This window comes from Streptomyces sp. NPDC040545 (assembly GCF_055595065.1).
Map to the genome: position 1 here is coordinate 87,923 of NZ_JBVIWA010000003.1, position 21,313 is coordinate 109,235.

Annotated in this window: 18 protein-coding genes and 4 pseudogenes; 13 read left to right on the forward strand and 9 right to left on the reverse strand. The window is 71.9% G+C overall.

Features of this window, described 5'->3' with window-relative positions:
• From ACZ573_RS08430 to ACZ573_RS08445, 4 genes and pseudogenes are all read left to right on the forward strand, one after another.
• A pseudogene (locus ACZ573_RS08430) lies at positions 1-676 on the forward strand (collagen-like protein); the annotation flags it as partial.
• Between the two features lie 285 nt (positions 677-961).
• Complete coding sequence (locus ACZ573_RS08435) at positions 962-1,471, forward strand: tetratricopeptide repeat protein (protein WP_471300873.1); 510 nt, start codon at positions 962-964, stop codon at positions 1,469-1,471.
• Positions 1,468-2,742, forward strand: a complete 1,275-nt coding sequence (locus ACZ573_RS08440) for a glycosyltransferase (RefSeq protein ID WP_471300876.1) — start codon at positions 1,468-1,470, stop codon at positions 2,740-2,742. The genes ACZ573_RS08435 and ACZ573_RS08440 overlap by 4 nt, the downstream gene beginning before the upstream one ends.
• Positions 2,743-2,746: 4 nt before the next feature.
• A pseudogene (locus tag ACZ573_RS08445) lies at positions 2,747-2,902 on the forward strand (molybdopterin-dependent oxidoreductase); the annotation flags it as partial.
• Positions 2,903-2,974: 72 nt separating this feature from the next.
• Here the strand turns inward: ACZ573_RS08445 and ACZ573_RS08450 are convergent.
• Both ACZ573_RS08450 and ACZ573_RS08455 read right to left on the reverse strand, forming a co-directional pair.
• Positions 2,975-4,159, reverse strand: a complete 1,185-nt coding sequence (locus tag ACZ573_RS08450; protein WP_471300879.1) for an alpha/beta hydrolase family protein — start codon at positions 4,157-4,159, stop codon at positions 2,975-2,977.
• Between the two features lie 90 nt (positions 4,160-4,249).
• Positions 4,250-5,227 (reverse strand): isopenicillin N synthase family dioxygenase, encoded by a 978-nt coding sequence (locus ACZ573_RS08455; protein WP_471300881.1) that lies wholly within the window; start codon positions 5,225-5,227, stop codon positions 4,250-4,252.
• Positions 5,228-5,471: 244 nt separating this feature from the next.
• On the opposite strand from ACZ573_RS08455, the gene ACZ573_RS08460 reads away from it, so the two are divergent.
• From ACZ573_RS08460 to ACZ573_RS08475, 4 genes are all read left to right on the forward strand, one after another.
• On the forward strand, positions 5,472-6,218 hold the full coding sequence (locus tag ACZ573_RS08460) for a VOC family protein (RefSeq protein ID WP_471301759.1): 747 nt from the start codon (positions 5,472-5,474) through the stop codon (positions 6,216-6,218).
• A 123-nt stretch (positions 6,219-6,341) separates the two neighbouring features.
• Positions 6,342-6,530 (forward strand): DUF6381 family protein, encoded by a 189-nt coding sequence (locus ACZ573_RS08465; protein WP_030718106.1) that lies wholly within the window; start codon positions 6,342-6,344, stop codon positions 6,528-6,530.
• Between the two features lie 147 nt (positions 6,531-6,677).
• The gene (locus ACZ573_RS08470) at positions 6,678-7,418 is read left to right on the forward strand and encodes a class I SAM-dependent DNA methyltransferase (protein ID WP_471300884.1); all 741 of its coding nucleotides are present in this window, start codon (positions 6,678-6,680) and stop codon (positions 7,416-7,418) included.
• Positions 7,419-7,486: 68 nt separating this feature from the next.
• Entirely contained in the window at positions 7,487-7,828 is a 342-nt protein-coding gene (locus ACZ573_RS08475) for an avidin-fold protein (RefSeq protein ID WP_471300887.1), read from the forward strand.
• Between the two features lie 45 nt (positions 7,829-7,873).
• On the opposite strand, the gene ACZ573_RS08480 is transcribed toward ACZ573_RS08475, so the two are convergent.
• Both ACZ573_RS08480 and ACZ573_RS08485 read right to left on the reverse strand, forming a co-directional pair.
• Positions 7,874-10,567, reverse strand: a complete 2,694-nt coding sequence (locus ACZ573_RS08480; RefSeq protein ID WP_471300889.1) for an ATP-binding protein — start codon at positions 10,565-10,567, stop codon at positions 7,874-7,876.
• Positions 10,568-10,750: 183 nt separating this feature from the next.
• On the reverse strand, positions 10,751-12,139 hold the full coding sequence (locus tag ACZ573_RS08485) for a M64 family metallopeptidase (RefSeq protein WP_471300892.1): 1,389 nt from the start codon (positions 12,137-12,139) through the stop codon (positions 10,751-10,753).
• A gap of 138 nt (positions 12,140-12,277) precedes the next feature.
• Here ACZ573_RS08485 and ACZ573_RS08490 point away from each other — a divergent pair, with 138 nt between their 5' ends.
• Entirely contained in the window at positions 12,278-13,657 is a 1,380-nt protein-coding gene (locus tag ACZ573_RS08490; protein ID WP_471300895.1) for a tetratricopeptide repeat protein, read from the forward strand.
• On the opposite strand, the gene ACZ573_RS08495 is transcribed toward ACZ573_RS08490, so the two are convergent.
• On the reverse strand, positions 13,620-15,167 hold the full coding sequence (locus ACZ573_RS08495) for an MFS transporter (protein ID WP_471300899.1): 1,548 nt from the start codon (positions 15,165-15,167) through the stop codon (positions 13,620-13,622). The two genes, ACZ573_RS08490 and ACZ573_RS08495, sit on opposite strands and share 38 nt — an antisense overlap.
• Positions 15,168-15,191: 24 nt before the next feature.
• Positions 15,192-15,770, reverse strand: coding sequence for a TetR/AcrR family transcriptional regulator (locus ACZ573_RS08500; protein ID WP_390797780.1), 579 nt, complete (start codon positions 15,768-15,770; stop codon positions 15,192-15,194).
• Between the two features lie 68 nt (positions 15,771-15,838).
• On the opposite strand from ACZ573_RS08500, the pseudogene ACZ573_RS08505 reads away from it, so the two are divergent.
• Positions 15,839-16,039: pseudogene (locus tag ACZ573_RS08505) on the forward strand (type B 50S ribosomal protein L31); the annotation flags it as partial.
• Positions 16,040-16,066: 27 nt separating this feature from the next.
• Here the strand turns inward: ACZ573_RS08505 and ACZ573_RS08510 are convergent.
• Both ACZ573_RS08510 and ACZ573_RS08515 read right to left on the reverse strand, forming a co-directional pair.
• Complete coding sequence (locus tag ACZ573_RS08510; protein WP_373040314.1) at positions 16,067-16,309, reverse strand: DUF6158 family protein; 243 nt, start codon at positions 16,307-16,309, stop codon at positions 16,067-16,069.
• 125 nt (positions 16,310-16,434) lie between these two features.
• Entirely contained in the window at positions 16,435-17,583 is a 1,149-nt protein-coding gene (locus tag ACZ573_RS08515; RefSeq protein WP_471300901.1) for a DUF475 domain-containing protein, read from the reverse strand.
• Between the two features lie 225 nt (positions 17,584-17,808).
• On the opposite strand from ACZ573_RS08515, the gene ACZ573_RS08520 reads away from it, so the two are divergent.
• Both ACZ573_RS08520 and ACZ573_RS08525 read left to right on the forward strand, forming a co-directional pair.
• The gene (locus tag ACZ573_RS08520) at positions 17,809-18,408 is read left to right on the forward strand and encodes a TetR/AcrR family transcriptional regulator (protein ID WP_471300904.1); all 600 of its coding nucleotides are present in this window, start codon (positions 17,809-17,811) and stop codon (positions 18,406-18,408) included.
• Positions 18,405-19,703: pseudogene (locus ACZ573_RS08525) on the forward strand (MFS transporter); the annotation flags it as partial. The gene ACZ573_RS08520 and the pseudogene ACZ573_RS08525, both read left to right, overlap by 4 nt.
• On the opposite strand, the gene ACZ573_RS08530 reads toward ACZ573_RS08525, so the two are convergent.
• The gene (locus tag ACZ573_RS08530; protein ID WP_471300909.1) at positions 19,671-20,579 is read right to left on the reverse strand and encodes a LysR family transcriptional regulator; all 909 of its coding nucleotides are present in this window, start codon (positions 20,577-20,579) and stop codon (positions 19,671-19,673) included. The pseudogene ACZ573_RS08525 and the gene ACZ573_RS08530 sit on opposite strands and share 33 nt — an antisense overlap.
• A gap of 192 nt (positions 20,580-20,771) precedes the next feature.
• Between ACZ573_RS08530 and ACZ573_RS08535 the strand changes: the two genes are divergently transcribed.
• Positions 20,772-21,311: a DUF6817 domain-containing protein gene (locus tag ACZ573_RS08535; protein WP_471300912.1), complete on the forward strand. Its 540-nt coding sequence runs from the start codon at positions 20,772-20,774 to the stop codon at positions 21,309-21,311.
• Positions 21,312-21,313 lie beyond the last annotated feature (2 nt).

Consider the following 21,313-nt stretch of genomic DNA (forward strand, 5'->3'; position numbering starts at 1 on the left):
GGGCTCCCAGGGCGGAGCCGGATCCCAGGGCACCCAGGGCTTCCAAGGCTTCCAGGGCTTCCAGGGCGGCACCGGAGCACAGGGCGGCCAAGGAGTTGCGGGCGCGCAGGGCGCCCAGGGCAGCACCGGCACGCAAGGCACCCAGGGCAGCGTCGGCACGCAAGGCACCCAGGGCAATCAGGGCTCCCAGGGCGGAGCCGGATCCCAGGGCACCCAGGGCTTCCAAGGCTTCCAGGGCTTCCAGGGCGGCACCGGAGCACAGGGCGGCCAAGGAGCTGCGGGCGCGCAGGGCGCCCAGGGCAGCACCGGCACGCAAGGCAGCCAAGGCAACGTCGGTCCGCAGGGCACGCAGGGATTCCAGGGCGGTGCCGGTGCCCAGGGAAGTCAGGGCGGCCCCGGTGCGCAGGGCACTCAGGGCAACCAGGGCTTCCAAGGGTTCCAGGGCACGAGCTCCGGGGCGCAGAGCTCGGTCGTCACGGCTACCAGCGTCACGGGCAACGCCGTTGTCCTGTGCCCCGCCGGTAAATTCGCCGTCGGCGGCGGCTTCCTGACCAACGGGGCAGGCGGCCTCAAGATGATCATCAGCCGTCCTACCGGGGGTTCTCCGGCTACCGGCTGGCAGGCCACCGCGGACGACGTACGCACCATCACCGTCTACGCGGTATGCGCGCCGTGAGCCCCGGAGCCGTGAAGGCTCCTGCCCGGCCGGCCGGCGCGCACGGCCGCACTGGGCGACGCCCCCCGCGAGCATCGTCCGCGCAGTCGACGGTGCTTGCTCATGCCGCCCGCTCCAGTCGCGTTACCGGATCGGTGAGGTAGACCCCCTGTGAAAATGCGGATCGTACTGTGGACCGGACTCGCCGCGGCAGTCGTGGTCTCCAATGCTGCGACCGGTTGGGTTCAGCTGCTCGCAGGAGACCCCAAGGCCAGCCCTGCGACTGCGTCCGGGCCCGAATCTCCCGTGGCCAAGCGTGCCGCGCGGGCGGAGGCACTGCTCCGAGTGGGCATCAAGCAGGGTGAGAACAAGGATTTCTCCGGGGCGACGCAGAGCTTCCGACAGGTCCTGGACCTGAACGTGAACCCCGCCGCCAAACTCGCCTGGTACAACCTCGGCGTCATCGCCCAGCACGGCAACAGGACAGCCGACGCACGCACGGCCTACGACCACGCCCTCAAGATCGACCCGAATTTCGAATCGGCCCTCTACAACAAGGCGCTCCTGATCGAGTCGAACCACCCCGACCAGGCCATCGCGATCCTGCGGCACATCGTGGGGGCCGACCCGAAGGCCGCCACGGCCCATCTGCACCTTGGACAGGCCCTGGCGAAGAAGGGCCTGGAAGACGAGGCCAAGGACACCTTCGGCCTCGCCGTCCGCGCCGACCCATCGCTTCTACAGTTCGTCCCGGAGGAGTTCCGGGATTCCGCGAGCGCAGCACTGACAGACACTCAGGTAGGTACCACGGAATGACTTCTTCCCCGACCCCGAGGTTCTCCGTCTTCACCCCCAGCCACCGACCGCGTTTCCTGGACGAATGCCTCGCGACCCTGCAAGCGCAGACCTGCTCCGACTGGGAGTGGATCGTCCTCCTGAACAACGGCGCGCGGTGGCGGCCGGAACGCCCTGACGACCGTGTCCGGTTGGAGATCGCGGACGACATCCGGGGGGTTGGAGCCGCCAAACGCCGTGCCTGCGAAGTGGCACGCGGCGAGATCCTTGTCGAGCTCGACCACGACGACCTGCTGGCGAAGGACTGCCTGGCGGAACTGGCGAAGGCCTTCGACGAGCATCCCGACGTCGTCTTCGTCTACAGCCACACCGCTCAGATCACCGAGGACGGAAGCCGGGACGACACACGGTTCAACGAGGCGAACGGCTGGCAGTACGAGGAGGTGGACGTCGACGGTCGCCGCCTCCTGCAAGCCGTCGCCATGGCACCGACGCCGCACAACGTCTCGTACATCTGGTACGCCCCCAACCATGTGCGGGCGTTCCGCAGGGAGGCGTACGAGCAGGTCGGCGGGTACGACGCCACGCGCACGGTGCTGGACGACCAGGACTTGATGTGCCGTCTCTTCCAAGCCGGTGACTTCCACCGCATCCCGCGATGCCTGTACATGCAACGCATGCATCCCGAAAACACCCAGCGCGACACCGAGATCAACGCGCACATTCAGCGCGAGACCGTCGCCCTGTACGACAAGTACATCGAGCCCAACGCGCTCGCCTGGACCAAGCGGCGCGGGCTGCTCGCGCTGGACCTCGGCGCCGCGCACCGCAAGCAGCCCGGCTACCTGGGAGTGGACCAGTACGCACGGGACGGCGTCGACATCATTGCGACGCTGCCCGCACCCCTGGACCTCCCGGACGACTCGGTCGGTCTGCTCAGGGCGGTGGACTTCCTGGAGCACGTACCCGCGAAGGTTCCACTGATCAATGAGTTGTACCGGCTGCTGGCACCGGGCGGCATGCTCCTCACCCTCACTCCCAGCTCCGACGGCCGGGGCGCCTACCAGGACCCGACACATGTCGCCTACTACAACGAGAACTCGTTCTGGTACTACACCGACGATCAGTACCGTGCCTTCGTACCGGAGATCCAGGCCCGATTCCAGAACTCACGTCTGGTCACCTACTTCCCGACCGAGTGGCACTCCCGGAACCAGATCTCTTACGTGGTGGCCAATCTGATCGCGATGAAGGACGGCGCCGAACGCTGCGGCGGTCCCTTGCTGGTGTGACGCCCTGGACGACCAGGTGGTGGCGCACGGGGTGAACCTGGGCCGGGTGCGGCGCCCGCTGCCGGTCTCCAAGGCGCTGGACGACGTCCTGCTGGCCTACGAGATGAACGGGCAGCCGCTGCCGCCCGACCACGGCGGGCCGGTCCGCCTGGTGGTTCCGGAGGGCTACCTCTTCGACGCGGTGGTGCGCCACCCGGTGACGGTGGTCTGACCGGCCCCCTCGCCCACCGGGTCAGGGGGTGTGGAAGCGGACCTCCGGCGCATCGGGGGACGGGCCGTCGAGCACGGGCTGCGGGCGGCCTCCCAGGTGCTGGTCGAAGAAGGCGGCGGCGTAGCGGCGGGTCAGTTCGACGGAGCGGGCGCCGGGCAGCGGGGCCTCCTCGTCGGGCAGGCCCAGCTGCTGGCCGATCGCCGGGAAGTCGGTGAAGGTGAAGTGGCCGGAGCCGGCGAAGGTGATCCAGCGCTTCCAGCCGTCGAGCAGCGGCCAGTCGCGGTCCCAGCTGGCATTGCCGCCGGGGCCACGCTCCTGGGCGCCGAGCAGCATGAAGGGGCGCCCGCCGAGGCCGGCCGCGGGGACCGGGGTGGAGAAGCCGCCGTCCATGTTGATCCCGGCCCGGATCCTGCCGTCGGCCGCCATCGCGGCGGCGGTCGAGGAGCCGCCGATGGAGTGGCCGGCCATCGCGATGCGGCCCTTGTCGATGAGTCCGGCGTGGCGCCAGGCGGGGTTGCGTCCGGTGAGACGGTCCAGGAGGAAGGACACGTCACGGGCCCGGGTTTCACCCACGGTCCGGTAGCCGGCCTCGTCCTGGACCTTCTCGCAGGCCAGGCACGTCAGCACGCGCCCGCCGGGGAAGGCGGTCCCCACGCTCTCGTACGCGTGGTCCACCGCGGCGACGACGTAGCCGCGGGAGGCCAGGTCCTCGGCGAGCGCGGTGAGCGTGGACCGGTGGACGGTGAAGCCCGGGGAGAGCACGATCAGCGGGTAGCGCCCGGCGACCGGGCGGGCGCCCGTCCGGCCGTGGGTCCGGGTGCCGGTCAGGGTCTCGACCGGGATCACCTGGTCCAGCCCGCGGTCGACGAGCAGCAGGCGGGCCTCCTCGGAGGTGAGGTAGCGGGTGGTCCGGCCGGTGTCGTGGCGCGCCGGGTAGCGCATGGTGACCATCAGCTCGCGCGGACCGGAGGCGGCCCAGGGGTCGGTGCGGCTGCGGTCCACCAGGTGCAGGTCCTCCCGGCCGACCGCGAAACGGCCGGTGGGGCGCGGGAGTTCCACCGTGGTCGTGGTGCGGCGGTCGTCGGTCCCCACCGGGCCGGCACTGACGGAGGTGTCCGCGGCGGCCGAGGTGCCGGCGGTGGCGAGCGGGAGGGGCAGGAGGATCGCGGCCAGGGTCAGGGCTGCGGCGGTTCTGCGGTTCTTCATGAACGTCACGCTATGCGCGCGGTTCTGGTGGAGCGTCAGCCTGTGAGGTGGACCGGCCGTCAGCCCCCGGAGGGAGGCGGAGGCACCGGGTCAGTCCTGAGTCGTAGCCACGCTGATGGCGTCGAGTTTGCCCCGCAGGTACGTGTGGGAGTCGACGGGATCGTGCACCACCCGTCCGACGGGGGCGGGCAGGGACTCCACCCGGGTGTGCGGATCGCATTCGTAGAAGTAGACGAGGGAGATCAGCTCCTCGGCGGGTGTGTCGGCGGGCGGAGGCAGTACGCGGTGGCGGCCCGCGCGCCAGCGGTCGCCCGTCCAGCGGGCCATCAGGTCGCCGATGTTGACGGTGAGCGCCGCGGGGTCGAAGGGCGCGTCCTGCCAGCCGTCGGCGTCGGTGTGGATCTGGAGCCCGCCCGCGCCCAGCTGCCGGTCGAGGACCGTGACCGTGCCGAAGTCGGTGTGCGCCCCGATGCGGAACTGGCCGGGCAGGGGCGGGCCCACGACCTCGGTGCCCGGGTACCAGTTGAGGTTGAACCCCCAGGTGGGGTGTGACGTGTGGCGGGTGAAGTAGTCCTCGGCCAGGCCCAGCGCGACGGCGAGGAGTTCCAGCAGTTCGTCGGAGAGCGCCCGCATCAGGCGCAGGTATTCCGTCACCAGCGGCCTCAGCTGCGGCACTTCGGCGGGCCAGACATTGGGCACGAACCATTCGGCGTCCACGGAGGAGATCCCGGTGGGGTCCTCGGCCGCGAAGGACCACGACTCCTTGAGGTCCGGCGGCGAGGCCGCGCCCTCGGCGTAGCTGTTGGCCTCCGCGCCGGGGCCGAGCCAGCCCCGGCCGCCGACGGTGACGGCGTACGGCTCCTTCGCGCTCACGGGCAGCCGGAAGAACTCACCCGCCGCCTCCCGGATCCGCGCGGGCAGCGAGGGGTCCACGCCGTGCCCGGTCACCAGAAGGAAGCCAGCCGCGCGCAGGGCCTCGTCGACGCGGGCGGCCGTGCGGGCGCGCGCCTCGGGTCCGCCGGACCGCCACGGCCCGAGATCGATCACGGGAATCTGGGATCCGGCCATGGGAGACCTGCCTTCCGGGGCTGCGGGCGCGTCCGGGACCGAGGCTATCGCCGCGCGCCACCGGAGGGGATCGCCACGGAGCGTGATTATTGGACACTTTCTGTGCGCGTTCGCGGCCGTGGAGCGCGAAGATCGTCATGAAAAGCACCAGAATGGGAGGGGTAGCGGTGGCTCATCAGGGACGGAGCGAACGGTGGAGATTTCGACGAAGGAGGTCTTCGGGGCCCCGTGCTGGGTGAGCCTGATGACGCGCGACCTCGGTACGGCCCAGCATTTCTACGGCGCGGTCGTGGGCTGGAGGTTCCGCCCGGCCCGGCTCGGCGAGGCGTTCTCGGTGGCGTTCCAGGGCCGGGTGCCGGTCGCGGGCATCGGCGCGCTGGCCGCGGACCTGGGGGTCGCCGCGGCCTGGACCCCCTACTTCGCCGTGGACGACGCCGATGTGGCGGTGGACCGGATCCGGGAGCGGACGGGCACGATCGCGGTCGGCCCGGTCTCCTTCGGCTCCGCCGGACGCGCCGCGCTCGTCGCCGACCCGGACGGCGCCGTCTTCGGGATCTGGGAGGGCAACGTGGAGGCGGACTGGCGGGTGGGCAGGGGCCCGTCACCCGCCTGGCTGGAACTGCGCACCAGGAACGCGCTGGACGCGGCGATGTTCTACGGCGCGGTGCTGGAGTGGGCGACCGGCCGGGCCGGCTGCTGCGAGGTCTCGTACGAGGAGGATCAGGTCGTGCTGCGGCAGGACGGCGAACCCGTCGCCCGCCTGAACAGCGGCCCAGTGGAGATCGCCTCCTACTCCCCGCACACCCGGCCGCGCTGGCACGTCCACTTCCGGGTGCCGAAGCTCCGTCCGGCGGTGGAGGCGGCCGTCTCGCTGGGCGGGCGGGCCGTTTCGGACGTCACCTCGAACGCCGTGGAGCGGTGGGTGACGCTCCGCGACCCGGACGGGGCCCTGTTCACCCTCACGACCGCCCTCGGGTCGGACACGGACTGACCGCCCGCGTCCGTCGCAGGCCTGGGGGGCGACTCACACTCGGTGACGCCTCGAGATGCGAGGGCACGGCAGGACTGGTTCGCTGAATCCGCCCGCTCTCCCCCACAGATCCAAGGAGCGATCATGAGCGTTTCAGGTGAGTCCCGCGGCCGGTCCCAGCAGATGCGCGCCAAGGCCAAGGAGCTGAACGACGCGGCCGAGCGGTCCACCGACCCGGAAGAGCGCCGCCGGCTGAAGGAGAAGGCCCGCCGCCTCCAGGAGCAGAGCGAGCAGGAGGGCCGTATGGACGACCGGGGCATGGACCCCATGTAGCCCGTACGCCTCCCCCACGCACCCACCGGCCGGTGTCCGCCGCGATCCCCGTCGCCGCGGCCACCGGCCGGTGGCGGTGTCCGATCGGAGCCGGCGGAAGGTAAATGCGTCGACAGCACCCCTCGGTACCCGGCAGAGTGGCCGCCCGTGACGAGCAGTGAGCTGTGGACCCGTGCGACCGCCGAACGCTACGACGCCGAGGAGACCGAAACGTCCTCGGCCGCCGCTCTCGGACCGGCTCTCGCCTTCCTCGCCGAGCTCGCCGGAAACGGCCGGGCACTGGAGTTCGCCATCGGGACCGGACGAGTGGGCGTCCCGCTCCGCCAACGCGGCGTGCCGGTCGTGGGCATCGAACTGTCCGAGCACATGGCAGCGGTGCTGCGGCGCAAGATCGACGAGGACACGCTCCCGGTGGTCATCGGGGACATGGCCACCACGGTCGTTCCCGGGAAATTCGCCCTGGTCTATCTCGTCTACAACACCATCACGAACCTGCTCACGCAGGACGAGCAGGTCGAGTGCTTCCGCAACGCCGCACGTCATCTGGAGCCCGGCGGCCGGTTCGTCATCGAGCTGGGCGTGCCGCCGCTGCGGTTCCTGCCGCCCGGACAGGTCGCGGTGCCGTTCGACGTCTCCGAGCAGCATCTGGGCTTCGACACCTTCGACCTCGTCGAGCAGGTTCTCGTCTCGCACCACTTCACCCGCGACGGCGACGACGGCCGCTACCGCCGCGACCACTCCCGGCACCGCTACGCCTGGCCGGCCGAGCTGGACCTGATGGCACGGATCGCCGGGCTCGAGAGGGAACGCCGCGTCGCGGACTGGGACGGGGCGCCGTTCACCCAGGACTCCGCGAAGCACATCTCCGTGTGGCGCAAGCCGACCTGAGGCCGGCCGGGACGACCCCGTGCAGTTCCAAGCTCGTACCCCGGATCGCCTTCCTCCAGGAGTCACCAGTGCCACGCTCGCTCGACGGCCTCGTCTTCGCCCCCGTGGCCGACCAGTCCCCCGGCCAGGTCGGCCGGCAGACCCGGTTCGAGTACCACGAGCAGGACGACCGGGTCTGGGCCGAATACCGGGGCGGCGACGTGGCCATGGGCTACCTCGTCGGCACCCGGGCCGGCCGCACCATCGACTTCCGCTACGTCCAGCTCCGCCTCGACGGCACGACCGCGTCCGGGCATTGCACCTCACTCCTGACACAGCTCCCCGACGGCCGCCTGCGCCTGGAGGAGACGTGGACCTGGGAGTCCCAGAAGGGCAGCGGCACGAGCGTGGTCGAACAGCTGCCGCTCTGAACTCCTGCGCGCCCTGCGACGGGGGCGGTGCCGCGCTGCAGCGGGTCAGCCGGTCGGGAGGTCCGCCTGCAGGCCCGTCTGTCCCCCGTCAAGGATCTCCCGATTGAGCGGTACGTCCCGCAGGAACCGGTCCCGGTCCGTCGGGCTGTGGATCAGGTCCGCCTTGCGGGCCACCACCTCTCGGGCCTGCCGGGCCAACTCATCCGCCTCGGCGGCGCCGTCCGTCGCCCTCAGGACGACCGCCGCGTGGTGGAGTACCTCCTCGGTGCGCAGCGCAGGCAGGTCGCCGACCTCCTCCAGGACCGTGATCGCCTGCCGGGCGAGCCGGGACGCCGCTGCGGTGTCCCCTTGCCGCAGGTGAATGCGGCTGCGCAGAGAGAGGGCGGCCACCTCGCTGCGGACCATCCCGGTCAGGGACGTCTCACGGAGCGTCTCGTCGGTGAGCCGCCCCGCCAGGTCCAGCTCGGCCGCGTCGCCGTCCGCCAAGGCCACCACGACCTCCGCGTACAGGTTGCGGACGATGGGGACCAGGTCGACCAGCCAGGTCTGTTCCGTTTCGCGCCAGGCCTCCTCAGCCAGTACCCGGCTGCGCGACCTCTCCTCGGGGTCACGGGAGTCCCGGCTGAGGAGCAGGGCGAGAAGTGCGGTGTTGTAGGCGTGCCAGCCGCTCGGGCCGCCCTGCGCCTCGTCGAAGTCGCGTGCCTCGCACAGGGCCGTGACAGCTTCGCCCTCCAGGCCCATGGCGACGTACAGCTGGGCCAGATAGTTGAGGGCGTTCGGCAGGTTGGCGTTCAGCGGGTCGCTGCGCAGCTGTTCGACGCACCGGGTCAACCGGTTCCGGGCCTGGTCGAGGTAGCCCGCGTCGAAGAGGTTGACCCCGAGCTGCAGCTCGCGGCTCTGGTTGCGGACCTGCCGTACGGGGTCGTCGCCTTCGCGTAGGGCGGGATTGTCCTCGAACAGCCTCTCTGCCTGGAGCTGCACGTGCAGGCCGGCGGCCAGATCCTGCTTGGTGAGCTGGCCGCCGTACGAGGACAGGGCGGCGAACAGGACGGCCGGGTCGGCGCACTCCTGGGCGAGCTCCACGGCCTCCCGGAGCTTGTCGAGGGAGGGCCACAGGCCCCGGGTGTGGAGGAGGACCCGGCCGTGGAGCAGGACCGTCCGGGCCGTCAGCACCGCATCGCCGCTACGGCGGGCCGCTTCCTCCGCCTCACGTGCCTGCCCCTCCAGATCCCGCGCCTGCGCCGTGCCGGGCCGACACTGCCAGCGGGCTTCGGTGAGGGAGAGCAGCAGCTCGATGGCGCGGGCGAGCCGAAGGTCACGGTCGACCGCTGTCGGGGGCAGCCGGCGGATGCTCTCGACGGCCTGGCGGCTCAGGGCCTCCGCTTCGGAGAACGACATACCGCTCACCGCCAGCTTCCGGGCGAGCGTGAATTGTGCCCGTGCGGCGTCGTCCCACCGCTGGGCGAGGTGGTGGTGGCGGGCGATTTCCAGCTGTACGGGTATGGGCAGGTCATCGCGATCGGTCCCCTCTCCGGACAGTGCAGCGGCGATCCTTGCGTGTGTTTCCCGAGCCTGCCCGGCACTTTGCTCGTCAAGCACGGCCATGTGCAGCAGGGCGTTCTCGAAGCGGTAGTGGTCGGCTGACGGGTCCTGGGCCCAGGGATGCGGTGGCACCGCCCGGATCAGGCCCTGCCGACGGCTCAGTCGGTGCAGCCGCCCTGCCACCACGCCGGGGGGCTGCCCGCTCGCGCCGGCCACGACGGCGGAGTCGAAGGTCTCCCCCTGCGTCGCCCCGGTGACGAGCAGCTCCAGGATCTCCGGGTCGAGCCCGTCCAGGCGGCGGCGGATCAGGGGCCCCACCGCATCCGGAAGGGGGCCCCGGATGTCGCCGTCCGCGCTGAGCATGCCCAGGCACTGGGTGACGAACACCGGATGTCCCTTGGTCAGTTCACTCAGCCGGGCTGGAAGCGAGGGGGCCACCGGGCCCGCGTGGTGCTGCCGCACGAGGTCGGCGACCGCTTCCTGGGGCAGACCCGTGAGCGTGCGCGTGCTGCACCACCCGTGGAGCTCCCACTGGGCGAGCACGTCGCAGACGACCCCGGAGTCCGCTCCCGGATCGGTGCGGTGGCCGAGGAGCAGGCCGAGAGCGAGCTCCTCCCGGTGGAGCCGTTCCACGAGGTGCTCGAGGACCAGCAGGCTGCTGGGATCCAGCCACTGGATGTCGTCCAGGACGATGACGGTCGGGCCGCACGCGGTCGCCGCCTCTTCCAGCGCCGCGGCCACCGTGCGGGCGACGCCTTGCATCAGCGGCGCCATGCTGTCCGGCTGGGCGGAGGGAGAGTCGATCGTGGTTTGCACGATCTGCGCGGCGGCCTTCAGCAGGGGCCCCAACGCCGGCACCAGAGAGACGAGTTCGGGCGCAGCCTGCCGGGTGGACCGGCCGAGGCGGCGGAGCAGGGACCGGCGGGGCGGCGGCCGGAGCGCGGCCAGGATGTCGATCACCGGCCCGTAGGCGTTGTTCGTGCCGATCCGATCGATGCAGCGAGCCTGGACGAAGTGGCATTCGGGGTCGCCCTGCGGTGCCCGACCGTTCCGTGTCACCTCCCGGAGCAGCGAGGACTTGCCCATGCCCTGCTCGCCCCGGACGACGAGCACACCACCCGCGCCGCCGGCCACCGCCCGCAGGAACGCGTCGGACGCTTCGATGTGCTCGGTCCGGTCGACAAAGACGGCCGCCACGACTCCCCCTCGCATGCCGGACCGTCCCCTGACGGACAGTCACCAGCCGTTCATGCCCCCGTGTTCAGCCGCATCACCTTAACGGCGGCAGGGCCCCGGCGAGGTGTATTTCGCCGGGTCCCCCGCGGAGTGCGGTCGTCCGGGCCGAGCTGAGCCGCGGTTCCTGCCGTCGTCGCAGGGGGATCAGAGCCGGACGTTCCAGTCGGCCGAGGAGCGCAGGGTGCGCACCACCTTCGGGTCGCGTACCGACGGGGTGCGGTCCTCTGCCGTGACCGTCAGGCGGTGCGTGCGGAGGTCGAGGAGCCACAGCTGGGCCACCGACACCTCGGTGCGGCCCTCGAAGCGCTTCAGCTCCCGGCCGTCGAGGTACCAGCGGACCACGAGCTGCCGGCCGTCCGCGCCGGCCAGCTTCGGTACGGAGGCCTTCGCCTTGTGGCGCAGCCGCAGGGTGCGGTCGGTCGGGGTGAGCGGGGTGACGATCCGCGCGTGCTGGTAGAACCCGGCGATCATCGATTCGACGCCGGGCAGGTTGAAGGGCTTGCCCAGGACCCGCATGAGGGAGTTGTCGGTGGGCCGGTACAGCCCGGTCACGAAGTAGTTGCCGCCCTCGTACGCGCCGACCGTGCCCCCGTCGGGTGATTCCTCGCCGAGCCAGCGGTACCACTTGGCCCGCTGCGCGGCCATGCGGTCGGCCGGCAGGGCCGAGCTGTTGGATTCGCCGGGCTCGGGGCCGGTGTACTTCTCGTACTCCGGGACACCCGGGTAGAAGTACTCGTCGGCGAGCTTGCCGAGGGAGTGGCCGGTCTCGTGGATGGCGACCTGGCCGGACTTCGGGTGGCCCGCGGAGGCCGTCGATATCCCCTCGTATCCGAGGGTGGCGCTGGGCTCGTTGTAGCCCGCTCCGCCGTACTTGGCGCTGTTGGCCAGGACGATGACGAGGTCGGCGGCGGGCGCCTTCGCCACGTACGTGTCCACCTTGGGCTGGTCGACGCAGAGCAGCCGCTCGATGTTCTCGCACCAGAAGTAGGAGCCGAGGGCGGTGTCGCGGACGGTGGCCGGGTCGGGGTCACCGGAGACGCCGGAGTCGTGCGAGACGGCGTCGACCGTCCAGACGTTGAAGAGGTTCCGGTACGTGGTGTAGGGCTCGACGGCGGTCACCTCGGCCCATTTCTGCGCGGCGTCGGTGTGGAACCGGGCCAGTTCGGCGGCGGTGTACCCGTCTCCGATGACCACGACGTCGAGGCGGTCGGCGGTGGAGCCGTTGTCGATCATCTTGGTGACCTGGCCGTCGGCGGACCGCTCGGCCGGGGACAGCCGGCCCGAGGCCTTGGCGGGGCTGCCGGCGGCCGGTACGCGGGCGTGGCCCGATCCGGCGTCACCACCGTGCTCCGGACCGGGTATCTCGACCTCGATCCGGTGCCCCGCCGGGGCGGCGGCCGCGCCTGCCGCGCCGGCGGGTCCTGCGGCCACCAGCGCGGCGGTCGCGCAGAGCGTCGCGACGGCCGCGCGCAACGCCGGTCGTACGGCCGGGCGCCTGCCCGGACGCCGGCCCGAACCTCTGACTGGATCCATGAAGTACTCCCCCGGTAACGGAAGTTAAGTGATTTGTTAAGCACGGTGAATCGGTTGCTTAAACTAGGTGGCGCGGGGGACGTGCGCAATGCCTGCTCCCGCTGAATACTGGGGAGTTCGAGTGACCAGGGGGACTTCATGGACGAACCGGCCCGGATCGGCCGCAGGGTGCAGCGCATGCGTGGTGAACTCGGCCTGACCCAGCGGCAGTTGGCAGAGCCTTCCTACACCTCGGCCTACATCTCCACACTGGAGTCGGGCAAGGTCCGGCCCTCCGAGACCGCACTTCGCTTCCTCGCCGCCCGCCTGGGCACCTCGTACGAGGAGCTCACCACCGGCCGCCCCGCCCACCTGGCCACCGAGCTGCGGCTCGCCCTCACCGACGCCCAGCAGACGCTCGCCACGGGGGCGGCCGACGAGGCCGCCGCGCGCTACCGGCGGCTGCTCGCCGAGGCCGAGGAGCTCGGGCTGACCCCCGAGCAGGCGGAGGCCCGGCTCGGTCTCGGTGACTGCGCGCTGGAGTCCGGTGAACTGCCGGAGGCGATCGGCCACTTCGAGGCGGCGGAACGCCTCCTCGCGGACTTGCCGCTGCCTCGCCGCGCCCGGCCGATCCGCGGCCGGGCGGTCGCACACCTGCTCGCCGGCGAGCTGCGCTACGCCTGCTACCTGCTCGAATCCACCATCGACGAGCTGGACGCGAGCGGGCTGGCCGATCCCGAGGCGCTGGTGCTGCTCAATGCCGCGATCATCGGGCCGTACCTCGACATGGGGGCCCATGCCCGCGCCGCCCGGGCCGCCGAGCTCGCGCTCGCGCTGGCTCCGCAGGTCAGCGATCCGGCACTGGTGGCGGGCATGCACCGGCAGGTGGCCCGGACCTTCCTGGCCGGGGGGCGGGTGGCCGACGCCGACGCCTCACTGGCGAAGGCCCAGGAGATCTACGGGCAGCTGCGGCTGCGGACCGATCTGGCGCACTGCCACTGGATGCGCGGCTACGTACAGGCGCAGAACGGCGAACTGACCTCGGCCGAGCGGGAGCTGCGCATCGCCCGGGACATGCTGTCGGCCCGTCGTGCCGGGCTCTACACGGCGCAGGTGGAGGTGGAGCTGGCCGACGTACTGCGCCAGCTCGGGCGGTACGAGGAGGCCGCCGGGCTGCTCTCGGCACTGCTGGAGCTGGGTGACAGCCACGGCGCCGTGCACGCGGGCGGCGCACACCGGCTCCTCGGCCTGATGGCCGAGGAGCGCGGCGAGCCGGAGTCGGCCGAGGAGCACTACGTGCAGGCCCTGGCGCTGCTGGAGCGCAGCGGGGCGTCGGGTGATCTCGCGGACCTGTGCCGGCTGCTGGGGGATCTGCTGCGGCGTACGGGCCGGGTCGAGGCGGCCATGGACGCGTACCGCACGGGTCTGGGGCACCGGGCGGCGCCCGGCACCACCACGCTGGGCCCGGCGCCCGCCGCGCCCGCGCTGCGGCCCGCCCGGGTCAGTGGTTCTCGGTGGGCTGCAGGTCCCGCGGAATGAGCGTCCAGGTCGTGGCAGCCGCGGCGACCGCGAGTACGGCGGCCAGCAGGAAGGCCGGAGTGATCGCCAGGGTGTAGGCGTGCGAGGCGGTGTCGAGCAGGGCCTGGCCGACGGCGCCGCCGATGCGTTCGGCGGTGTGCGCGGCCTCGCCGACGGAGCCCTGTACGGCGGCGGCGCTCGGGCCGTCCAGTTCCAGGGCGGGCAGGTTGCCCCGGTAGAGCGCCGCCGCGGTGGAGCCGAGGACGGCGACGCCCATGGCCGAGCCGAGTTCGTAGCAGGTCTCCTCGATGGCGGCGGCGCTGGAGACCTCGGCGGCGGGCGCGGCGGAGACCAGGGTCACCGAGGCCACGGTGGTGGCGAGCCCGGCGCCCAGGCCCATCACGGTCAGGGCAGCGGCGAAGGCCGGGTAGCCGAGGTCGGTGAACTGCTGGAAGGTCCAGGGCAGCGCCATGCCGGCGGCCAGGACGACCAGCCCGGCGCCGAGCACGTGGCGGATGGCGAAGCGGTGCATCAGCGTGGGGGCCGCCATCGAGGCGGCGATCAGCGCGAGCGGGGCCGGCAGCAGGCGCACCCCGGCCTCCAGCGGGGTGTAGCCCTCGCCGTACTGGAACCACTGGGTGACGAGGAACAGGATCGCGCCCATGCCGACCATGGGCAGGAAGATCGCGGTGGCCGCGACGCTGAAGGCGGGCTTGGCGAACAGCCGTACCTGCAGCAGCGGGTCGTCCAGGCGCAGCTGGCGGCGTACGAAGACGGTCAGCAGGGCGGCGGCGATCAGGAGCAGGGCCCAGGGCAGCGGGTCGGTCATTCCGCTCTTGCCGAGCTGCTTGATTCCGCCCGCGAGGGCGAGCATGCCGACGACGGACTGGCCGACGCCCCACCAGTCCCACGTGCCGCTGCTGCGCGGGGAACGCGATTCGGGCAGGTAGCGCAGGCCGGCCGCGACGATGACGGCGGCGATGGGGAGGTTGAGGAGGAAGGCGGAGTGCCAGCCGTAGTCCTGGACCAGGAGTCCGCCGACGACCGGCCCGAAGGCCATGCCGCCGCCGAAGACGGCCGCCCAGACGGCGAGCGCGAAGGCGCGCTCCTTGGCGTCGGTGAAGACGGTGCGCAGGATCGACACGGTGGCGGGCATGATGGCCGCGCCGCCGATGCCGAGCAGGGCGCGGGCCGCTATGACGTGCCAGGCCTCGGTGGAGAGCACGGCGATGAGCGAGGCGAGCGAGAAGATGCCGAAGCCCGCCATGAGCAGCCGCTTGCGCCCCCAACGGTCACCGAGCGCACCGGCGGTGACCAGTAGTCCGGACAGGGCGAGCGCGTAGACGTCGATGATCCACAGCTGCTGTACGGCGCCCGGCTGGAGGTCGCCGACGAGCGAGGGGAAGGCCACGTTGAGGATCGTGGTGTCCATCGAGATGAGCAGGAGGCTGCCGGAGAGGATCGCCAGGACGATCCACCTATGGGAAGCCTGCGCGGGGGTGTGCATGAGGTTCCGTTCAGAGGTGCGCATGGTGCGCACGGGTGGAGAGGAGCTTTAGGGCGCGGGAGCGCCGGCGGGGGGCTGCCCGAGCGGCCGCGTCCCGCTGAGGAAGGAGGTCAGCACCAGGTGGCCGATCTGGCGCGGGGCGAAGTGGCCGTCGCGCACACCCTCGGCGGCCGCGTCGAGCAGGCCCCAGAGCGAGTACCAGATCCAGTACGGCGGCAGGTCCGCGCGCAGCCGGCCGAGCCGCTGGCCGAGGGCGATGAAAGCCACGGCCTGCTGGTCCTGCCGGTCCACGCCGGCCCGGAACTCCGGGTCCGCGAGGACGGTGGCGTCGCGCGAGGTGAAGCCGTAGAGGTGCGCGGCGGGCATCAGGGCGATGACCAGTTCCTCGATGGCGGTGTCGAAGGCGGCCGCGTCGGCGCTCTGCGTCAGGTCGAGCGGGGCCAGGCACCCGTCGACGACCTCGATCGCCCGGACGGCGACGGCCTTGAGCAGGGCCTCACGGGTCGCGTAACGGCGGCTCAGCGTGGCGCGGCTGGTGCCGATGCCGGCGGCGATCTGCACCATCGAGGCGCTGTGATCGCCGGCGAGGACGCGGGCGGCGCCGTCCAGCAGTTCTTCTTCGTTCATCACGGCTGAACCCCCTTCGCCTCGAACGATACAAGAATGTCTCATTCGAGGCAAAGGAGGCTCCAACCAAGACCGCCGACTTCGCCTTCCTCAGCCGGTCGACCGCCACGAGCGACAGGAGGGTCGAGTGGGAGGACGGCCGGACCTACCCCGTCATCGACGTCGAGATCTCCCCGCGGAGCCACCCCTTCTACACCGGCACCGCCCGCGTCCTGGACACCGCCGGCCGCGTCGAGCGCTTCCAGCGCCGCTACGGGAGCAAGGCCTGACCCCGCCCGCCGTCATCGCCGGAACCCCTAGTCGCCGGTGCCGCGGGCGCGGGCTCCTGAGCGGGTGCGGCTCGCGGTCTGGGCCCGCTGCGGGTGGCGGCGCACGTACTCGTGCTCCAGCTCGTTCATCCGCTTCGTGTGGGTGACCAGGGCGTCGTCGGACCCGTGCAACAGGGTCTCGTGGCGCGTGCGGTGGATGGCCTCCAGCTCCTTGAGCAGCCGGCCCTCCTCCAGTTTCTGCGCCGACGGGCCGCCGTCGTGCTCCGTCATGGCACGTGCACCTCCTCCGCCGGGCCGCGGGATCAGACTTGGCCTACCTCCCCGGCCACTCCATCATCCCCCGCACCACGGAACAGGGCCTCCGGGGCCGGGCGCGATGCCGTCGGCAGGCCGGCTCAGACGCTGGAGGGGATCGCGGCCTTCTCGTCGGACCCCGCGCCCTTCACCTCGGCCGCCGCCAGCCTGCGGTTGCGCCGGACCGAGGAAATGAAGGACCAGCCGATCAGGACGACGCCGACGAGGCCCGTGATGACCTCGTGGATCTCGTACTGGATGGTGACGAGCAGGATCACGGCGAGGGCGCCGATCGCGTAGTGCGCGCCGTGCTCCAGGTAGACGTAGTCGTCGAGGGTGCCCTGGCGGACCAGGTAGACCGTCAGCGACCGGACGTACATCGCGCCGATGCCGAGGCCGAGCGACATCAGGACGATGTCGTTGGTGATCGCGAAGGCGGCGATGACGCCGTCGAAGGAGAAGGACGCGTCCAGGACCTCCAGGTAGAGGAACAGGAAGAACGCGGCCTTGCCGGCCACCACGACCGCCGGGACCTTCGTGCCGCTCGTCCTGGCCGCTTCCTCCGCCTCGTGCTCGCGCTCCTCCTCTTCCTCGAGCTTGTTCTCGAAGTACCCGGAGAGACCGCCGACGACCAGGTAGGTGATCAGGCCCGCGATGCCGGCGATCAGGACGGTCTCCGCCTTGTCCACGTGGATGCCGCCGTACTGGTGAGCGTGGGTGGCGAAGGTCGTCGCGGCGACGAGCAGCACGACGAGCGCGATACAGACGGAGAGCATCTCGATCTTGCCGAGCTTGGCGAGCGGACGCTCCAGCCACGCGAGCCACTTGAACTCGCGGTCCTCGAAGACGAAGTCAAGGAAGATCATCAGCAGGAACATGCCGCCGAAGGCGGCGATCGACGGGTGGGCGTCGGTCACCAGCTGCTGGTACGTGTCCTGCTCGTCCAGCGCGAGCTGCACCGCTTCGATCGGACCGATCCTGGCACTGACGGCGACGATCACGACGGGGAAGACCAGTCGCATGCCGAAGACCGCGATCAGGACACCGACGGTGAGGAAGACCTTCTGCCAGAAGGCACTCATCTTCTTCAGGATCCCGGCGTTGACCACGGCGTTGTCGAAGGACACCGAGATTTCGAGGACGGACAGGATCGCCACGATCCCTAAGCCCGCCCACCCCCCGTATAACACCGCCGCGATCAGGCCGAGCGCGGTGACCGCGAACGACCAGCCGAACGTTTTCAGAAGCACTGGCTACCCCATCGTCGTGTACGGGAGCTCCCCCGCGCCGTACATGGCTTTGCGAAACGTTGACCTGAAGTCTAGAGCGCTACCTCGCGGCCCGGACACATCCCTCCGGGCCAGCCGTCCCCCAACTCCCGCCCCTCGCCGCGCCGACAGGCCTCGCCGATGAACGACGCCGACTGCACGGAGGAGTGAGTAGACACTGTCTACGCATCCTGATAGACAGTGATCATGGACCAGGAGAGACCGCTCCGGGAGCGGCTGATCGACGTAGGTGTGGAACTCGTCATGAGCGAGGGCGCCGGTGCTGTCGGGCTGCGGGAGATCGCCCGCCGGGCGGGTGTCTCGCACGGGGCGCCGCGCCGGCACTTCCCCACCCACCAGTCCCTGCTGTCGGCCATCGCCCGGCGCGGGTTCGAGGATCTCGGGGCGCGCATCGCGGCGACGGCCGGTGCGCCTGAGCTGTCCCCGCGGCAGCGGGTGCGGACGATCGGGTGCGCGTACGTCGGCTACGCGCTGGAGCACGCGGGGATGTTCGCGCTGTTGTTCCGGCACGACCTGCTGGACAGTACGGGCCAGGGCCCCTCCGAGGGGCCGCGGCTGCGGGAGTCGACCCTCCCGATGTTCGATCTCCTCGTGACGCTCGTTCGCCGGTGCGGGGTGGCCGAACCCTCCGTCACCGCCGCCGCGTTGTGGGCCAACCTGCACGGCGTGGCGCAGTTGTGGCGCTGGGGCAGCCTGCCCCTGGTCCTCGGCGGCGCGCCGGCCGACGGCGTCGAACGGCTCGTCGGCGCCGCCGTCGACGCGCACCTCGGTCCGGAGCCCGTATGAGGCAGCGGACATCACTGCTCGTCAGCGTCGCGGGAGCCATGCTCGTCGCGCTGGACGGCACCGTACTGACCGTGGCGCAGCCGAGTCTTCGGCGCGACCTCGGGGCGAGCGTGGCGCAGGTCCAGTGGACCAGTACCGCCTATCTGCTGGCCGTGGCCGCGTTCCTGGTCGTGGCCGGGCGCCTCGGTGACCGGTACGGGCACCCGCGGCTGCTCCTCGTCGGCGTCCTCGGCTTCGCCGCGGCCTCGGCCGGCATCGTGTTCGCGCCTGGCGTGGGCTGGGTGATCGCGCTGCGTGCCGCGCAGGGCGTGTTCGGCGCGCTGCTGCAGCCGGCGACGCTGGCGCTGCTGCGGCTCGCCTACCCGCCCGACCGGCTCGCCGCTCCGGTCGCCGTGCGGACCAGCGCGATCGGACTGGCCGCCGCGGCCGGTCCGCTGCTCGGCGGCGTGCTGGTCGCGCGCTGGGACTGGCGCGCGGTGTTCGTGATCAATGTGCCGGTGGCCCTGGTGATCGCCGCGCTGACGCTCGCCGTACGGGCTCCCGCGCCGCCGCGGACGGAGGGCGGCCGGCCGGCGCTCACGGGCGCCGCCCTGCTCGCCGCCTCCCTCGCGGTGTTCGTGCACGCGCTGGTCGGCGTGCCCGGGTACGGGTGGACCGCCGCGCCCACCGTCATCGGCTTCGGGGCCGCCGCCGGGCTCGCGGCCCTGTTCGTACGCCGTGAGCGGCGGGCCGCGCAGCCGTTCGTACCGCGCGCGGTGGCCCGGTCCAGGGCAGTGACGGCTTCGATGGGGCTGCTGCTGATCGTCTCCGCGGGCATGTTCGGGGCACTGTTCACGGCCACGTTCCACCTCCAGGACGTCGAGGGGCTGGACCCGCTCGCCACCGGTGTACGGGTGCTGCCGCTGACGGCGCTGATGGTGGCGGGGGCGCCGGTGGCGGGCCTGGCACTGCGCCGGTTCGGTGCGCGCAGGACCGCGCTGGCCGGTACGGGGCTGGTCGTCGCCGGGATCGCCGGGCTGGACTCCGCGTCCGCGGTGGCCTTCGGGGTGCTCGGCGCCGGGTTCACCACCGTCATGGTCACGGCCACCGGGGCCGTGGTCGGCGAGGCCCCGGCCGGGTACGCCGGGGTCGTCGGGGGGCTCAAGCAGACGGCGATGAACGTCGGCCCTGTCCTCGGGATCGCGGTCGCCGCGAGCGCCGGTCCGCACGGCTCGCCGCTGGTGGCGCTGGCCGTGCTGACGGCCGTAGGACTGGTGGCGGCGTCACTGCTGCCCGGCGGCGCGCGCCCGGCAGCTGCGGGCGACCTCGTCGGCGAAGACCAGGGCGGGCGGGGCGAGGGCGGCCCAGCGGCGGACGGCCCAGCCGACCGCGAGCGGCGGCAGGGCGGGGATCGGCACGAGGCGCAGCGGGCCGCCGGAGCCGGGGACCTGCCAGCCGGGCAGCGCGGGCACGACGGCGTGTCCGAGGCCTAGTTCGGCGAGCAGCAGGGCGGTGTCCCAGTCGGCCACGCTGGTGTCGGAGCTGACCCGGATGCCGGATTCGGCGAAGGCGGCGTCGAGGTGGGCGCGGGAGGCGGAGTTCTCGGGCAGCCGGATGTGGCGGATGCCGGCGAGGTCGGCGGGGTCGATGCGGGCACGGGCGGCGAGGGGGTCGTCCGCGCCGACGGCGAGCACCCAGGGCAGTTCCATGACGGGGCGCAGCTCGATGCCGCGGACCGGGCCGCCGATGGTGATCCAGGCGAGGTCGAGGTCGTCGGCGGCGAGGGCGTCGAAGCAGCTGCGGCTGGAGTTCTCGGTCTGGAACTCCAGGCTCACCTCGGGGTGGCGGCGGCGGAAGGTGACGACGGCCTCGGACATGAAGTGCCGCACGGTCGTCGCGCCGGTGGTGACGCGGACCGTGCCGCCGCCGCCCCGGACGAGGTCGTCCACGCGGCGCAGGGCGCCGTCGAGTCCGGCGATGCCGTCGGCGGCGGCCGCCTGGAGGATGCGGCCGGCCTCGGTGGGTACGACGCCGCGGGCGTGGCGCTCCAGGAGGCTCGTGCCGGTCTGCTTTTCGAGGCGGCGGACGTGCTGGCTGACGGCCGACTGGGTGCAGCCGAGGTCGCGGGCCACGGCACTGAGGCTGCCGGCGCGGCAGACGGCCACGAACACACGAAGATCATCGAGAGTCATGAGACCCAAGGTATCGCTTGGATGTGGAGAGTAAATCGGAGGATTGACTTGGGTTTTGGATGGGATCACGATCAATGCAGGGCCTGGGCGGCAACCCGTCCCTGCCTGCGCCACGGGGTCCGGAACCCAGGCGCGGGCGGGGCCGGGTGTCGACCCGTTCTGCCCGTCCACGTCGACCGGAGGGACACGCCGGTGTCGGATCACGCCGTCGCATGGCTGCGGGAGCTCGGTGCGCAGGAGATCGCCCACCCGGGCGGGACCCTCCTCGCACACCTCGAGCGCGTACAGGGACTGCTCGCGTCCTGGGGGGCGCGGCCCGCGCTCCGGCGGGCGGGCCTGTGCCACGCGTTCTACGGCACGGACGGTTTCCCCACCGCCCTGCTGCCGCTCGCCCGGCGGGCCGAACTGGCCGCGGTGATCGGCGACGAGGCCGAGGCGATCGTGTACGGGTACGCCGCCTGCGACCGCGCGGCTTCGTATCCGACGCTCGCCTGCGGGGAGGCGGCCTTCCGGGACCGGTTCAGCGGCCGCGTGCACTCCCCCGCCCTGGCACTCCGGCGGGACCTCGCCGAGCTGTCGGCGGCCAACGAGCTCGACCTTGCGCGGATCGATCCCGCCTTCCGCGCGGCGTGGGGCGGCGAACTCCTCGCTCTGTTCACGCGGTTGCGCGGACTGCTGAGCGAGCCGGCCCGGCGGGAGTGCCGGGCCGTGCTCGGCGACCTGGAGGGTTGAGG